Here is a 2,024-nt window from a genome sequence, read left to right on the forward strand (position 1 = left end):
AGGAGACTTCTGCCCGTGTCGATCACAGACGACATCCACGTCCTCACGCAACCGGTTCATCCCGCCGACTGGACCGAACTGGACACCAAGGCCGTCGACACCATCCGGGTGCTCGCCGCGGACGCGGTGCAGAAGGTGGGCAACGGCCACCCCGGCACGGCCATGAGCCTGGCCCCCCTCGCCTACACCCTGTTCCAGCGGGTGATGCGGCACGACCCCACCGACGCCGACTGGATCGGCCGCGACCGCTTCGTCCTGTCGTGTGGCCACTCCAGCCTCACCCTCTACATCCAGCTCTACCTCGCCGGCTACGGTCTCGAACTCGACGACCTCGAGGCTCTGCGCACCTGGGGTTCGAAGACCCCCGGCCACCCCGAACACGGCCACACCCGCGGCGTCGAGATCACCACCGGCCCCCTCGGGCAGGGACTGGCCTCCGCCGTCGGCATGGCGATGGCCGCCCGCCGCGAACGTGGACTCTTCGACCCCGAGCCCGCCCCCGGCGACAGCCCGTTCGACCACCACATCTACGTCATCGCCTCCGACGGCGACATCGAGGAAGGCGTCACCTCCGAAGCCTCCTCCATCGCCGGCGTGCAGCAGCTGGGCAACCTCACGCTGATCTACGACGACAACAAGATCTCCATCGAGGACGAGACCACCATCGCCCTCACCGAGGACACCGCCGCCCGCTACGAGGCCTACGGCTGGCACGTGCAGATCGTCGAGGGCGGCGAGAACGTCGTCGCCATCGAGGAAGCGCTGAACAAGGCCCGCGAGGTCACCGACAAGCCGTCGATGGTCCTGCTCCGCACGATCATCGGGTACCCGGCCCCGAACAAGATGAACACCGGCGCCGCGCACGGTGCCGCCCTGGGAGCCGACGAGGTCGCCGACGTCAAGAAGATCCTCGGTTTCGACCCGGACAAGACGTTCGAGGTTGCCGACGAGGTCATCGCCCACACCCGCAAGGTCGTCGACCGCGGCGTGCAGGCGCACAAGGAGTGGCAGGTCCAGTACGACGAGTGGACCGAGCGCGCCCCCGAGGGCAAGAAGCTCCTCGACCGCCTGATCGGCCGCGACCTGCCCGCCGGCTGGGCCGACGTCCTCCCCACCTGGGAGCCGGATCCCAAGGGTGTCGCGACCCGCAAGGCGTCCGCCGCCGTCCTGAACGCCGTCGGACCGGTGCTGCCCGAACTGTGGGGTGGCTCCGCCGACCTCGCGGAAAGCAACAACACCACCATCAAGGGCGCCGACTCCTTCGGTCCCGAAACCATCTCCACCCGCATGTGGAAGGCCCAGCCCTACGGCCGCACCCTGCACTTCGGGGTCCGCGAGCACGCCATGGGCTCGATCCTCAACGGTATCGCCCTGCACGGACCGACCCGCCCCTACGGTGGCACCTTCCTCGTCTTCAGCGACTACATGCGACCCGCCGTCCGGTTGGCCGCGATCATGAAGACGCCGGTCACCTACGTGTGGACGCACGACTCCATCGGACTCGGTGAGGACGGGCCCACCCACCAGCCGATCGAGCACCTCGCCGCCCTGCGGGCCATACCCGGCCTGTACGTCGTGCGCCCCGGTGACGCCAACGAGACCGCCCACGCCTGGCGCACCGTCCTGGAGAAGGGCTCCGACGAGGCCACCCGCGCCCCGGCCGGCCTCGCCCTGACCCGCCAGGACCTGCCGGTTCTCGAGGGCACCAGCTACGAGGGTGTCTCCCGCGGCGGCTACGTCCTCGCCGACGCCTCCACCGGGGCACCGGAGGTCGTGCTCATCGGCACCGGCTCCGAACTGCAGCTGGCCGTCGCCGCCCGCGAGGCCCTCGAAGCCGACGGCATCCCCACCCGGGTCGTGTCCATGCCCTGCATCGAATGGTTCGACGCCCAGGACCAGGCCTACCGTGACGGCGTCCTCCCCCCGACGGTCAAGGCCCGCGTCTCCGTCGAGGCCGGCATCTCCATGCCGTGGTACCGCTTCGTCGGCGACGCCGGCGAGATCATCTCCATCGAGCACTTCGG

The 2,024-nt window shown here is 69.6% G+C and carries 1 protein-coding gene; it reads left to right on the plus strand.

What is annotated here, in order from left to right:
• Nucleotides 1-15 precede the first annotated feature (15 nt).
• A partial coding sequence (tkt, locus tag RJ1_RS44760; protein ID WP_073371148.1) for a transketolase occupies nucleotides 16-2,024 on the plus strand: 2,009 nt, incomplete at its 3' end.

Source organism: Rhodococcus jostii NBRC 16295, from assembly GCF_001894825.1.
Classification (GTDB): Bacteria; Actinomycetota; Actinomycetes; order Mycobacteriales; family Mycobacteriaceae; genus Rhodococcus_F; species Rhodococcus_F jostii.